The following is a 13,042-nucleotide window of genomic DNA, read 5'->3' on the forward strand; positions in this document are numbered from 1 at the left end:
CATGCTGCCAAGCACCGAGCCCACGCTCGATGAGCTCTTGAATGAGCCGATCATCCGTCAACTCATGGCCAGTGACGGCCATACCAGTGAAGACATTCGTGCCCTGTTCCGGCAGGTGTCGAAGCGCGAAGTCCTCCTTCTGGATGATGATGACAACGCAGGCATGACGCCGCCGCCTGCCCACATCTGCGAAACAGCAACCCGCGCCGCCAAAATCTGCTGCCTTCGGTAAGGAAAGAGATCGCCTGGCCGCTGTCGGCGGCCAGATTCCGACTTGCATTTGGCGAAAACCGGCGGTTGGAACGACGACCTCCTTGAGGGATTTGTGCGATCAAGCGCGCGCCCGTCTATTTATCCGTTCGTGTCGGCTCTTTCCCTCGAAGCTGGTCGAGATAGTTGTAGACGGTGAAGCGCGTGACCCCGAGATGCGAGGCCGCGAGATCGACGCTGGAGCGGATCAGGAACAGCCCGCGATCGTTCATATGCCGCACCGCTTCCATCTTGTCTTCGCGACCCATCGCGGCGACGGGCTTCTCCGTGGCGGCTATGCCCGACTGGATGATCTCCTGCACCAGATCGTCCACGCTGGCGCTTTCGGGCTCGACCGGTTCCGGCGCCGCGCCGCCGATGGAAGCCAGCAATCCTTTGACGACACCGTCCAGCTCGCGCAGGCGGCTGTGGTCGGCGTTGACACAGAAGGCGGCGTAGGCCTCGCCCTTGTCGTCGCGCAGGATGATGCTGGTCGAATCCAGTTGATGGCCGATGCGCGAGCGTGTGCGGTAGTCGCTGACGATCGAATACGGCTTTCCGGCTTCGCCGGCCTCTCCCGACATCAGCTTCTGAAGGCCGAGATCGTCGAACGGACCGCTGATGATCGGGCTGCCGATGGAACGGCCGGTGATATGGCCATTGGCGATCGCAACGACGGAATGGCCGGGTTTGGAAAGATCGTGCAGGACGATCTCGACATCGCGTCCGATGATCTGCTGCAAGCCTTCGACGACCCATTTCAGGGTCTCGATCACCAGTTCGCGTTCCCGGGCATTCTTCGGGCTCATCAAGCGGTTCGTTCCTTCAATTCGCGTCCGAAATCTCGACGACCAGTTCGATTTCCACGGGCATGCCCATGGGCAGCGAATTCGTGCCTACAGCGGCGCGCGCATGCCGCCCACGGTCTCCCAGCACATCCACCAGCAGTTCCGATGCGCCGTTTATCACGAGATGCTGCTGCTCGAATCCGTCATCGGAATTGACGTAGCCGTTGAGCTTGACGATCTGCACGACCCGGTCAAGGTCTCCCGCAGCCGAAACGATGGCGGCGAGTGCGTTGATCGCCGACAGGCGTGCGGCGGCGATGCCTTGCTCGACCGTCATGTACCGGCCCAGCTTGCCGCGCGCGACGACCTTGCCGTCGACGATCGGCCCCTGACCGGAGATGTAGAGCACGTTTCCCATGAGGCGTGTCGGTACATAGGCCGCCAGCGGTGCGGACACCTCTGGCAATTCTATTCCGAGCGCTTTCAGTCTGGCCGAAGGGGTCATCAAGCCTGTTCCTTTCGAATGTCGCGGAGGAGTTCGCAGAAGCGATCAATGTCCGCCTCGGTGTTGTAGAAATGGGGAGAAACGCGAAGGTATCGGCCGCGCGGTTCCACGCTGACGCCTCGGGCAGCGAGACGTTCCGCCGTGCCTTGCGGGTCGGCGCAGGCAATGGAGGTGATTGCCGCCGCTGCCGCTTCGGGCGTCGCGATCCCGGCACCGATATCGTCGAGGGCGCCTCGCAGATGCGTCCGCAGCATCGCGTTATGTTCATAGATGGCGTCCCAGCCGATCTGCTCCATATAGGCGAGCGCGTCCTGTAGCGTGACGAGGCCGGGATAGTTCACATGGCTGTAGCTCAGCGCGCGCGATGGCTCGGGATTGGCGTAGCCGCGCATGACCGGGTTCAGCGCTTCATTCAGGCGCGGTGCCACGATGCTGACCGCCAACCCAAACCCTGAGATCAGCCATTTGAAGACCGCGCCGACATAGGCGTCGGCAAGGCCTGCCTCCACCGGCGTCGCGCCGAGCGCCTGAATGCCATCCACGATCAGGAATGCGCCTGCATCACGGGATGCGCGCGACAAAACCTGCAAGTCGAGCTTCGTGCCGGTTTCCCAATGCACATGAGAAGCGAGCACGATGCGGCTGTCGCGGGCGGCTTCCGCCAGCGCTTCGGTTCTCATCACCTCTTCCGGCACGGCCACAGGGACGAGCGTGGCGCCGCGCCCGGCAAGCAGCCGCGCGACCGCCTGCACGGACGGAAACTCGTCATTGCACAGCACCACCCGGTCGCCGGGCGAGACGGGCAGCGCCAGTGCGAGCCGGTTGAGGGCGTCGGTCGTGCTTCCGGCAAAATCCACCGTCTCGGCCGGCACATGCGCCAGGTGTGCAACCTGAACGCGGACGTCGCCAATGACGGAGCGCCACAGGTCGCGGCCGTCGAAGCCCTTGCTGTACATATCGTCGAAAAACCGGGCCGCGGCGGCGCCGGCATCACGGCGCGATATGCCGGTTGATGCGGTGTTCAGGTAGATTCGCTGGTCGAGATACGGAAACTGTTCCCGGACGCGTGCGATATCGAGACTCATGGCAATCTTCCCCGATGGTTTCGTCGATGCGTCATCGCGACCGCTTCAGACGCTTTTCGAGCCTCTGGCCGTAGCGGGACATGGCGAAGCAGAAAGCGAAATAGATCGCCGCGACGAAAAGATAGGCTTCCGCGCCGAAACCCTGCCAGGCCGGTTCGCCGATGGAGCGCTTGGCCGCGTTCAGAAGGTCGAATATGCCGATGATCATCACCAGCGACGTGTGCTTAAAGAACGCGATGCAGAGGCTGACGATCGGCGGCAGAACGATGGTCAATGCCTGCGGCATGATGACGAAAGCGGTCATGCGCCAATAGCCGAGCCCGAGCGACTTCGCCGCTTCGTATTGGCCCGCCGGCACAGCCTGCAGGCCGCCGCGAATGGTCTCCGAAAGATAGGCGGCGACGAACAGCACGATGCCGAGCTGCGCCCGCAGCAGCTTGGAGACCGTCAGCCCCTCGGGCAGGAACAGCGGGAACATCACGCTTGCCATGAACAGCACGCTGATCAGCGGGATGCCGCGGATGATCTCGACATAGAGCGTGCAGAGCGTGCGCGCGGTCGCGTTGGTTTCGGACGCCCGCCCCAGCGCGACGAGAATGGCCAGCGGGAAGGCGAGTGCGATGCCGAACGTTGCCAGCATCAGCGTCACAGGCAGGCCACCCCAGAGATCTTCCGAGACCGGCCGCAGCCCGAAGATGCCACCGCGCATGAGGATGAAGATCGCCGTCAGGCCCGCGATCCAGACGGCGGCGATCTTCCAGCCCCACAAGCGGCGATCCACGGAGACGATGTAGAGCCCGATGAAGGCGGCGACGCAGATGGTCGGACGCCATTGCTCGGCATAGGGATAGAGGCCGAACAGGATGAAGCGGTATTTTTCACGGATCAGCGCCCAGCACGCGCCGGCGGTGTCGGCGCGGCAAAGCTGCGTATCGGCAATGCTCGACCCGGGCAGGGTCCAGATCGCACGCACCACCGCCCAGTCGAGGAAATGATATCCGATCCACGATAGCGCCGTGAGCATCAGCACTGTCGTGACGCTGGAAGCCCATGAGCTGAAAAGGTTGCGCCGCGTCCACGCGATCGGGCCTTTCTCGCCGGGCGGCCGCATCACGATCTCGTCGCCGGCGTCGATGGCGGTGGGGCTGCTGGTGTTGTTCGACAGCGCGGTCATCGCGTCACCAGCGCAACGGAGCGGTTATACCAGTTCATCAGGGCACTGACCGCCAGGCTGATCGTGAGAAACGCAGCCATGATGATGGCGATGCCCTCCACCGCCTGCCCGGTATCGCTGATCATCGTGTTCACGATCGCCACGAGGTCGGGATAGCCCACTGCCACCGCAAGCGAGCTGTTCTTGGTGATGCCGAGATACTCGCTGGTGAGCGGCGGCACGATGATGCGCATGGCCTGCGGCAACACGATCTTGCGCATCGCTTGCGCCCGGCTGAGGCCGAGCGATTCCGCCGCTTCCCACTGACCCTTGGGAACGCCCATGATGCCTGCGCGCACGATCTCGGCCACGAAGGCCGACGCATAGATGGACAGGCCGATGACAAGCGCCGAAAGCTCCGGCGCAAGCGACGATCCGCCAACGAAATTGAACCCGCGAAGCGCGGGCACATCCGGGGAAATGTGGGTGCCGGAAAAATACAGCACCGCCGCTGGCACGGCTGTTAGCAGAAGCACACCTGCGGGAAAGAGCGAGCGGGTCTTCAAATGCTCGCTGCCGAACCGATTGCGCAGATAGGCGAGTGCGACGAGCATGGCGCAGCCGAACGCGAATGCGCCGAGTGCCAGATCGCCGCCCTGCGGTTCGAGGAAGGTCGGATAGCGGATGCCGCGATTGGAGATGTAGAGCCCTTCGATGACCATGATCGCGTTGCGCGGGCCGGGCAGTTGAAGCAGCATCTGGTACCAGAACACCAGTTGCAGCAGCACCGGCACGTTGCGGATCAGCTCGACATAGCCCCCGCAGGTGCGCGCCAGAAGCCAGTTGGGTGACAGGCGCGCGATGCCGATCAACGTTCCCGCGACGGTGGAGACCACGATGACGATGAACGACACGGTCAGCGTGTTCAGGAAGCCAACGACGAGTGCTCGGGCATAGGTGTGAATGCCGGGCGCGAAATCCAGCCAGCTATGCGCGATCGGCATGTTGACGGGCCGGAAGAGAAACGCAAAGCCGGTGGTGATGCCGCGCGCGCGCAGATTGGCGAGCGTCGTGTCGATGAGGAACCAGGCGAGCGCGACGATGCCGAGCACCAAGGCGGCCTGCAGCGCAAGCGAGCGCAGGTTAACCGCTCCCGCTGCCGGACCGTCATTGGATTTGAACGCTAGACGCATTGGCGGCCGCTCTGCTGGTTGAAAGGCGACGAGGACCGGATGCCGTCGCCGCCTCTAACACATTCATCGAGCATCGGACCAACCCGTAACCGGGGACGTTTGGCCCGATGCCCTGGTGCTCAGCGGAAGGGTGGCGCGTATTGCAGGCCGCCCTTGGTCCAGACATTGTTGTAGCCGCGGTCGACGCCGACAACGTTGCGGTCCCAGACCTCGCCGAAATTGCCGACCTGGCTCACGACCGTCTTGCTGAAATCGTTCGACAGGCCCAGCGTGGCCCCAAGCTCGCCCTCGATGCCGAGGAAACGGCGGATGCGTGGGTCTGCGCTGTCCATGAAGCTTTCGACGTTGCTGCTGTCGATGCCGAGAATTTCAGCGTTGACCAGTGTGTAGTGGGTCCAGCGAACGATATCGAACCAGCGTTCGTCACCCTTGCGGACCACGCCGCCGAGCGGCTCGGCGGTCATGCGCTCGGGGAGGATGATGAAGTCTTCGCCGGCCTCGCCCTGTGATGCTTTGAAGCCTGCCAGCGACGAGCCGTCGATCGTGTAGACGTCGCAGCGGTCGGCGAGGAATGCGGCGCGTGCCTCTTCGCCTTCCGAGAGCACGACCGGCGTATAGGTCATGTCGTTGGCGGAGAAATACTCCTGAACCGTCAGCTCCGAAGTGCCGCCGGTCAGCATGCAGATGCTGGCGCCGTCGAGTTCGAGTGCGCTTTTCACGCCGAGCGCCTTCTTCACCATGAAGGCCTGGCCGTCATAGTAATAGATGCTGGGGAACTGAAGTCCGAGCTGGCTTTCGCGCGTCATCGTCCAGGTGACGTTGGCGAACAGGACGTCCACCTCTCCCGACTGGAGCGCGGTGAAGCGCTGTTGCGGTGCGAGCAGCACCCACTGCACCTTCTCGGCGTCTCCGAGGGTTGCCGCCGCCACCGCGCGGCACTGGTCGGCGTCGATGCCGCGCATGACGCCCTGGCTGTCAGGCAACGAGAAACCGGGGCTCGTGCCGATCACGCCGCAGATGAGCGTGCCGCGGGATTTCACCGTCTCCAGGGTCCTGGATGATGTTGGCGCTGTGGCGTCCTGCGCGAAGGCGGAGGATGCTGCAAGCAGACCGGCTGCAAGCGCGCAAGCTCCGAAAAGCTGCCTGTATGTCATGATGTCGCTCCCATTAGGACGGCAGTGCCGTCGAGATAAGGCAACAACATTTTGTAGATCAGGTCAACATTTTGTTGATTTTCTGATGTCGTGTCGTCGAGCGCCGGGCCAGGATGGCTGACGAGACAACGCAGGCGATTGCCGGACACGAGTGTCGCCTAGGCTGGCTTCTGAGCCGGCTCGATGTCGGTGTGGATGAAATCGTCGCCCTTGAACAGGAGAGGGAGATTGCGCGACTTCGCCAGCGCGTAGGCGAAGCAGTCGCCGAAGTTGAGCTTGGCTTTGTGACCTGAGCCTTTGCCATAGCGCATATGAGCGGCAATTCCCGCGACAGCGTCACTTTCCGAGGTCGGAACGATATCTATCGAGGCCTTCTCGATAAGCAGGTTCAGACGTTCTATTCCGCGCGGAGATTTGTCGCTTGCCATGACGATCCCCTGGCATGCTGGCAATGCTTTCAATGCAAGCATTGCAGTCAAATCTCATCGTCAGCTAACCTGCACGGCGATCCAGATCAGGGTTGCGGCGATCACCCACAGCGCGATGCGCCCCGACCGCGTGTGCCGTGCCTCGGCCTTGCCGATGGCGCGGGCCGTGTCTTCGTCGAAGCGCAGACCGTGCTCGGCCATCGAATCGATCTCGCGGGACAGGCGCTCCGTCCGCGCGGCGAGTTCCGGCGCCTGGCGGGCGAGCGAGAGTGCGGCGCTGACCGCGTCGCGCGTGTCTTCGAGGACGCCTCTGGGGCCGAGATTGCCACGGATCCAGTCACCGACGACGGGCTCGGCGGTCTTCCACATGTTGAATGCGGGATCGAGGGTGCGGGCTACGCCTTCGACGACGACCATCGTCTTCTGGAGGAGCACGAGCTCCGGCCGGGCGGCCATGTCGAAGAGTTCCGTCACCTCGAAGAGAAGCGTCAGGAGGCGGGCCATCGAGATCGTCTCGGCCGGCTGGCCGTGGATGGGCTCGCCGATGGCACGGATCGCCTGCGCGAAGGCGTGCACGTTCTGGGTGCGCGGCACGTAGCCTGCCTCGAAATGCACTTCGGCAACGCGCAGATAATCGCGCGTGATGAAGCCGTAGAGGATTTCGGCGAGGAAGCGGCGCTCCTTCTTGCCCAGCCGCCCCGCAATGCCGAGATCGACGGCGACAATCGTGCCGTTGGGGTCGACGAAGAGGTTTCCCGGATGCATGTCGGCATGGAAAAAGCCGTCGCGCAGCGTGTGGCGCAGGAAGGACTGGATCAGGTTCGCGGCCAGGGCCTTCAGGTCGTGGCCGGCGTCGCGCAGACCCTGAACGTCGTTCATCTTGACGCCGTCGATCCACTCCATCGTGACGACGTCGCGGCCCGTGCGTTCCCAGTCGACCCATGGAACGCGAAAACCGGGATCGTCCTGCGTGTTTTCGGCGAGTTCGGAGAGCGCGGCCGCCTCGAGCCGCAGATCCATCTCGATCTTGGTCGTCTGCTCGAGCGTTCGCGTCACTTCGACCGGCCGCAGGCGCCGCGACGACGGGATGAAACGCTCCTGCAGGCGCGCGGCGAGGAAGTAGCTTTCGAGGTCGTTGTAGAACCGCCGCCGCACGCCGGGCCGGATCACCTTGACCGCGACCGGAACGCTGACGCCGTCCTTGATTACCGACGCCGGATGCACCTGTGCGATGGAGGCGGCGGCGATCGGCTCGTCAAACCGCTCGTAAAGCTCGGTGACGGGCCGCCCCAGCGACGCCTCGATTTCCGCGGTCGAGAGCGCGGTGGGGAATGTCTTCATCCGGTCTTGTAGGTTCGCGAGATCGGCTGCCATCTCCGAACCGACGACGTCGGGCCGCGTCGCAAGGAACTGCCCGAGCTTGACGTAGGACGGTCCCAGCCGATCGACGGCGTGGGACAGGCGCAGGCTGCGTTCCTGCTTCTTCGACTTGCGGCGTGCGAGCAGGCGCGCCGCCCGCCAGGCCGTCTTGGGCAGGCCTTCGAGCTGGTCGCCGGGAAGGGCGGCCAAAACGCCTTCGCGTGTCATCACCCAGCCGGCGTGAACCAGCCGAAAATAGGCGCCGAGCGTGCTCATCGGGCGAAAGACCTCAAAGCTTCCAGCCCGAATGAAGCGCTGCGATGCCGCCCGAATAGTTCCGGTATGTCACGCGGTCGAAGCCCGCGCGGCCGATCATGGCCGCGAAATTCTGCTGGTTGGGAAACTTGCGGATCGATTCGACCAGATAGCGATAGGGCTCGCCTTCGCCCGCGACGATTTCGCCGATGCGCGGAATGGCATTGAACGACCAGGCCTCGTAGACCTTGTCGAGAATCGGCATCTCGACATCGGAAAATTCAAGGCAGAGCAGGCGTCCGCCGGGCTTCAGCACGCGATAGGCCTCTTGCAGCGCCACATCGATGCGCGGAACATTCCGTATGCCGAAGGCGATGGTGTAGGCGTCGAACGTCGCATCTTCGAAGGGCAGTTCCTCGGCATTGGCCTCGACGAACTCGACATTGTCCGACAGGCCACGCTTCGCCGCGCGCTCCTTGCCGACCGCCAGCATGGAGCCGTTGATGTCGAGCACGGTCGCCTGCGCGTTGCCCCCGGAGGCGTCGACGATGCGGAACGAAATGTCGCCCGTACCGCCGGCGACATCGAGAACGCGCCAGCCGTCCCGCTTGGGCGGGTTGAGCCATGTGACCATGGCTTCCTTCCAGACACGGTGCAACCCGGCGGACATCAGATCGTTCATCAGGTCGTATCGGTTGGCGACTTTGTGGAACACGTCATTGACGAGACCCTGCTTCTGGCCCGCGTCCACGTCGCGGAAGCCGTATGCAGTCTCCATGCCGCCGGTGGCGGTGGTGCGTTGTTCCGACATCGTCATCACCCATTCAAAATCCGGCCGGACCATAGCCGATCGGAACACAGGGCGCTATTGTCGAAGGCGCGATGAAGAGACGCGGCTGCGGGCACCGCGCATGAGGAGTACTGTATGGTGTTGAAGGCCGAATTGCATTGCCATGTCGAAGGCGCGGCGGCGCCCGAACTGGTGATCGAGCAGGCGCGCAAATACAACAAGCCCGTCGAACCCTTCCTCAAGGACGGATCCTTCGTCTGGCACGACTTCACGTCGTTTCTCGCAGCCTACGACTTCGCAGCCGACCTGTTTCGCACCGAGGACGACTATGCGCGGCTGACCGAGCACTACCTCACAAGCCTCGCCCGCGACGGCGCCATCTATTCGGAAGTCTTCACCTCGCCCGACCATGCGACCAAGGCCGGCCTGTCCCCGCAGGCCTACACCAACGCGCTTGGCGAAGGCATTCTGCGCGCCAGGGCCAAGACCGGCATCGAGGGCAGGATGATCGTCACCGGCGTGCGCCATTTCGGTGTCGAATCGGTCGAGGCTGCCGCCCGCTTTGCTGCAAAATGCGGCCATCCGCTGGTGACGGGTTACGGCATGGCGGGCGATGAACGCTTCGGCGACGTCGAGGACTATGTCCGCGCCTTCGAGATCGCGCGGGAGGCGGGGCTGGGCATCACCGTTCACGCCGGCGAACTGGCCGGGTGGGAGAGCGTGCAGGCAGCGCTCGATCATCTGCGTCCGGCCCGCATCGGGCACGGCGTACGCGCGATCGAAAACCCCGATCTCGTCAAACGCATCGCCGAACGCGGCATCGTGCTCGAAGTCTGCCCGGTCTCCAACATCGAGCTGAAGGTGTTTCCGAGCTACGCCGAGCACCCGTTCCTCGCTTTGCGCAAGGCCGGCTGCAAGGTCACGCTCAATTCCGATGATCCGCCCTATTTCTGGACGTCGCTCAAGAAGGAGTACGACGTCGCGGCCGAACATTTCGGCCTGGGAAAGAAGGACCTGTCCGTCATCACGCGTACGGCTATCGAGGCTGCGTTTGTGGACAGGAAGACGCGCGCGGCGCTGCTCGCCAAGGTCGATGCCGCGGCGCCGAGGCGGTGACGGATATGACGAGTGCAGGGTCATTTCTGGACGACGACATGCGCACGCGGCTCGCGGCGCTATATGGCGCGGCTGACCGCCATTATCATGGGATGAGCCATATCGAGGATTTGCTGGCGTTGGCCCATGAGCACGCCGACCTCGTCGACGATGCCGATGCACTCGAGGCGGCCATCTGGTTCCACGACGCGATCCTCGACACGCGCCGCAACGACAACGAAACTCTCAGCGCAAGGCTTGCCGGAGAGTGGCTTGCCGGACGCGCGACGGCGCAGCGCGTCGACGCCGTCATGGCGATGATCGAGGCGACGGCGACCCACGTCATTCCCGATCGTGCCTCACCATCGGTGCGAAACGACATTTCGGCGTTTCTGGACATGGACCTGTCGATTCTGGGTGCTTCGCCGGAGCGCTTCGACGATTACGAGGCCGCGGTCCGCAAGGAATACGACTGGGTCGAGGACGATGCCTGGCGGCAGGGGCGGGCGCAGGTCTTGCAGCGCTTCCTCGGTCGGCCCGTCATCTATTCGACGCCGCGATTTCGCGGCCTGCTCGAAGAAGCCGCGCGCGCCAACATTGCGCGGTCCCTGTCCAAGCTGGCCTGATCGCCCTTTCGCCGACAAAACTGTGGTTCGAGCGCTTGCGGCGGGTATCTCGCGGGCGCGCGCATCGCTAAGATCGCATCCGATCGAGTTCTCGGAGAGTGACTTCATGAAGGGCGTAACCGTCGTCGACCACCCGCTTGTCCAGCACAAGCTCACAATCATGCGCGACAAGGATACGTCGACGGCCGGGTTCCGCAGGCTGCTGCGCGAAATCTCGCTGCTGCTTTGCTACGAGGTGACGCGCGATCTCGAACTGACGACCCGCACCATCGAGACGCCGCTGATGCCGATGGAAGCCCCGACGCTGGAAGGCAAGAAGCTGGTCTTCGCCTCGGTCCTGCGCGCCGGCAATGGCTTGCTGGACGGCATGCTCGACCTCGTTCCCGCCGCGCGCGTCGCCCATATCGGTCTCTACCGTGACCACGATACGCTGGAGGCGGTCGAATATTTCTTCAAGGCGCCGAGCGATCTCGCTGACCGCCTGACCATCGTCGTAGACCCGATGCTGGCCACCGCCAATTCGGCCATCGCGGCGATCGACAAGCTGAAGGAGCGCGGGGCGACGAATATCCGCTTCCTGTGCCTGCTGGCGTCGCCCGAAGGCATCGAGCGCTTCACGACCGCGCATCCCGATGTGCCGGTCTTCACCGCCTCGATCGACGAGAAGCTGAACGAGAAGGGCTATATCGTGCCGGGCCTCGGCGATGCGGGCGACCGCATGTACGGCACGAAGTAGCACGTTTCATCAGGCGACCTGTGTCGCATCAGCAGCGGTGCCGTGCACCGCTCGTCGTAAAACCGCCTGTGTGCTCGATCCTGGCGCAAGCCTTAGCGCCGCGAATGGCTCAGCGTGGCGCTTGACGGACGTTCGCGATCGGCGCACATCGCGATGCTGGCGGGGCGGGAACCCGCGTCTTCAGACATGCAGTCATCGGAGGTCGCATGACCCTTGCAGGGATGTTCCAGTTGGGTCTGTCGACCGTCGTCTTCGTGCTTGCCGCGAGTGCGGCGAAGGCATGGACAGTGTCGCCGAGCCATCTGCGTCTGGCGCTCGTGCTGATCCTCTATACGGCCGGCAATCTCATCATGCTGCGGCTCATCCGGTCCTTCGGCATGGGCGTCGCGTTGAGTCTGTCGGCGGTCATCCAGCTCGTCGCCGTCAACCTCGTCGCGTTCTTCTGGTTCGAGGAGAAGGTGAACGCCATTCAGGGCGCGGGCATTCTGGCGGCGGTCGTCGCCATCGCGCTGATCACGGTCGGCCCATATCTGTCCGCGCGATGACGGGCGTTCAGTCCCTGCGATAGAGCTGCCAGGATTTCGACAGGCCGCCATCGGCCAGCGCCGAGAAGCGGGTGGCACGATTGCGGCCCGCGGCCTTCGAGGCGTAGAGCGCCCGGTCGGCCTTCACATAGAGATCGTCCGGTCCCTGCGCCTGCGTGGCCATGCAGGTTCCGAGCGACAGGGTGATCGGGCCGTAATTGGTGCCGTTGGCGACGTTCACGAAGGGCGCGTCCATGATCGCCTGGCGGATGTCTTCAGCGATGCGATAGGTCGCGTCCTCGCCCGACCCTTCGAGCACGATCGCGAATTCCTCGCCGCCGGTGCGCGCGACGAACACGCCGTCCTTGACGGTCGAGCGGATGATGGTGGCGACGATCTGGATGATCCGGTCGCCGACGGGGTGGCCGAAGCGGTCGTTGACGGTCTTGAAACGGTCTATGTCGGCCAGAAGCAGCGCACTGAACGCGATACTGCGATTGTTGTCGTAGATGCCCGAGATCACGCGGTCGAAGGCGCGGCGGTTCTGCAATTGCGTCAGCGCGTCCGTATCGGCCAGCCGCTTGTATTCCTCGAGCGTCGATTTGACGGCCTGTAGTTCGCTGGACTTGTCCGAGATCGTGGACACGACATTGCTGCGGGTCTCGATCGAGCTCCGGGTCGCGGCCGCGGTGACCTGGATGATCTTGTCGAGAAACTCGCGCGAGATCGTTTGCCGGCTTGCCAGGCCGCTGGAGGTCTCGCCAAGGATCTGGCCGTAAGTCTCCATCGAATTGCGTTCGCGCTTCAGGAGACCGAGGATTTCATCCAGCTTGCCCGAAATCGTGTCGTGCGCCTCGTCGACCACGCCTTCGTCCTTTCGCGTCAGAAACTTGCGCGCGACGGTGTCGAGCTGTCGCTGAGACGGGCGCGAACCCAGGGAGGACAAGGCGTCGGTGAGTTCGCGATTGCCGTTCGTGACGGCCTCGTAGAAGAGTTCGTAATTGCGCGGCAGCCCGGCGACGGCCAGCCGTCGCATGGTCAGGATCACTGTCGTAGCCGCATCGGGGCGGCTTGCCGGTGCCTCTGCGGCGCGCATGTCGGG

Annotated in this window: 16 protein-coding genes; 5 read left to right on the forward strand and 11 right to left on the reverse strand. The window is 63.6% G+C overall.

Annotated features, from left to right (window positions below; translation table 11 throughout):
• The first annotated feature begins 1 nt into the window (after position 1).
• Positions 2-232, forward strand: a complete 231-nt coding sequence (locus AAFN55_RS02535; protein WP_347797315.1) for a hypothetical protein — start codon at positions 2-4, stop codon at positions 230-232.
• A 115-nt stretch (positions 233-347) separates the two neighbouring features.
• Here the strand turns inward: AAFN55_RS02535 and AAFN55_RS02540 are convergent, their stop codons facing one another.
• The 10 genes from AAFN55_RS02540 to ubiE form a co-directional block, all read right to left on the reverse strand.
• Entirely contained in the window at positions 348-1,058 is a 711-nt protein-coding gene (locus AAFN55_RS02540; RefSeq protein ID WP_347797316.1) for a PAS domain-containing protein, read from the reverse strand.
• A 16-nt stretch (positions 1,059-1,074) separates the two neighbouring features.
• Positions 1,075-1,542: a RidA family protein gene (locus AAFN55_RS02545; RefSeq protein ID WP_347797317.1), complete on the reverse strand. Its 468-nt coding sequence runs from the start codon at positions 1,540-1,542 to the stop codon at positions 1,075-1,077.
• Entirely contained in the window at positions 1,542-2,627 is a 1,086-nt protein-coding gene (locus AAFN55_RS02550) for an aminotransferase class V-fold PLP-dependent enzyme (RefSeq protein WP_347797318.1), read from the reverse strand. Before AAFN55_RS02550 ends, AAFN55_RS02545 begins: the two co-directional genes overlap by 1 nt.
• A 31-nt stretch (positions 2,628-2,658) precedes the next feature.
• Entirely contained in the window at positions 2,659-3,801 is a 1,143-nt protein-coding gene (locus tag AAFN55_RS02555) for an amino acid ABC transporter permease (RefSeq protein ID WP_347797319.1), read from the reverse strand.
• Complete coding sequence (locus AAFN55_RS02560; RefSeq protein WP_347797320.1) at positions 3,798-4,973, reverse strand: ABC transporter permease subunit; 1,176 nt, start codon at positions 4,971-4,973, stop codon at positions 3,798-3,800. The genes AAFN55_RS02555 and AAFN55_RS02560 overlap by 4 nt, the downstream gene beginning before the upstream one ends.
• A 119-nt stretch (positions 4,974-5,092) precedes the next feature.
• Complete coding sequence (locus tag AAFN55_RS02565; protein WP_347797321.1) at positions 5,093-6,127, reverse strand: amino acid ABC transporter substrate-binding protein; 1,035 nt, start codon at positions 6,125-6,127, stop codon at positions 5,093-5,095.
• Positions 6,124-6,276, reverse strand: coding sequence for a hypothetical protein (locus AAFN55_RS02570; protein ID WP_347797322.1), 153 nt, complete (start codon positions 6,274-6,276; stop codon positions 6,124-6,126). Before AAFN55_RS02570 ends, AAFN55_RS02565 begins: the two co-directional genes overlap by 4 nt.
• Before the next feature lie 9 nt (positions 6,277-6,285).
• Positions 6,286-6,597, reverse strand: a complete 312-nt coding sequence (locus AAFN55_RS02575; RefSeq protein ID WP_347797323.1) for a type II toxin-antitoxin system VapC family toxin — start codon at positions 6,595-6,597, stop codon at positions 6,286-6,288.
• 18 nt (positions 6,598-6,615) lie between these two features.
• Complete coding sequence (ubiB, locus tag AAFN55_RS02580; protein WP_347797324.1) at positions 6,616-8,190, reverse strand: 2-polyprenylphenol 6-hydroxylase; 1,575 nt, start codon at positions 8,188-8,190, stop codon at positions 6,616-6,618.
• Between the two features lie 13 nt (positions 8,191-8,203).
• Complete coding sequence (ubiE, locus tag AAFN55_RS02585; RefSeq protein ID WP_347797325.1) at positions 8,204-8,980, reverse strand: bifunctional demethylmenaquinone methyltransferase/2-methoxy-6-polyprenyl-1,4-benzoquinol methylase UbiE; 777 nt, start codon at positions 8,978-8,980, stop codon at positions 8,204-8,206.
• A 114-nt stretch (positions 8,981-9,094) separates the two neighbouring features.
• Here ubiE and AAFN55_RS02590 point away from each other — a divergent pair, with 114 nt between their 5' ends.
• The 4 genes from AAFN55_RS02590 (at position 9,095) to AAFN55_RS02605 (ending at position 11,961) form a co-directional block, all read left to right on the forward strand.
• Positions 9,095-10,075, forward strand: a complete 981-nt coding sequence (locus tag AAFN55_RS02590; protein WP_347797326.1) for an adenosine deaminase — start codon at positions 9,095-9,097, stop codon at positions 10,073-10,075.
• A 5-nt stretch (positions 10,076-10,080) separates the two neighbouring features.
• The gene (locus AAFN55_RS02595) at positions 10,081-10,680 is read left to right on the forward strand and encodes a hypothetical protein (protein ID WP_347797327.1); all 600 of its coding nucleotides are present in this window, start codon (positions 10,081-10,083) and stop codon (positions 10,678-10,680) included.
• Positions 10,681-10,786: 106 nt separating this feature from the next.
• Positions 10,787-11,416, forward strand: coding sequence for a uracil phosphoribosyltransferase (gene upp / locus AAFN55_RS02600; protein WP_347797328.1), 630 nt, complete (start codon positions 10,787-10,789; stop codon positions 11,414-11,416).
• A gap of 206 nt (positions 11,417-11,622) precedes the next feature.
• Positions 11,623-11,961, forward strand: a complete 339-nt coding sequence (locus tag AAFN55_RS02605) for a hypothetical protein (protein WP_347797329.1) — start codon at positions 11,623-11,625, stop codon at positions 11,959-11,961.
• 7 nt (positions 11,962-11,968) lie between these two features.
• On the opposite strand, the gene AAFN55_RS02610 is transcribed toward AAFN55_RS02605, so the two are convergent.
• Positions 11,969-13,036: a diguanylate cyclase gene (locus AAFN55_RS02610; protein WP_347797330.1), complete on the reverse strand. Its 1,068-nt coding sequence runs from the start codon at positions 13,034-13,036 to the stop codon at positions 11,969-11,971.
• Between the last annotated feature and the right edge of the window lie 6 nt (positions 13,037-13,042).

The sequence above is a fragment of the Mesorhizobium sp. CAU 1732 genome (genome assembly GCF_039888675.1).
Lineage (GTDB): Bacteria > Pseudomonadota > Alphaproteobacteria > Rhizobiales > Rhizobiaceae > Aerobium.